This is a genomic window from Oleiphilus sp. HI0080, assembly GCF_001635135.1.
The window spans coordinates 1-291 of sequence record NZ_LWFU01001171.1 but is presented as its reverse complement, the minus strand read 5'-3'; the positions used below and the strand labels follow the sequence as shown (position 1 = coordinate 291).

1 protein-coding gene is annotated in these 291 nt (G+C 49.1%); it reads right to left on the bottom strand.

Features of this window, described 5'->3' with window-relative positions; translation table 11 throughout:
- On the bottom strand, positions 1–291 hold a 291-nt coding region (locus A3751_RS20855), incomplete at both ends, for a diguanylate cyclase domain-containing protein (RefSeq protein ID WP_156492700.1).

Below are 291 nucleotides of genomic sequence, written 5' to 3'. Positions count from 1 at the left end.
TCAGCTAGATGGACCATATCCTCCGCGCACTTCAAATGCGGAGCGATAACAGTAAACTCGTCACCCCCGAGGCGCGATAAGTGATCGGTATCCCGCACTCTTGATCGGAATCGTTTCGCAACCTCGATCAATAATCGATCGCCAGAAGAGTGGCCCAACGAGTCATTGATATGCTTAAAGTCATCCAGATCAATAAATAGAAGGCCCATCATGCTGCCCGCGCGCTTCGCCGCTTTTACCTCTGCATGGATCAGATCTTCAAACTTTCTTCGGTTGTATAGCTTTGTTAGC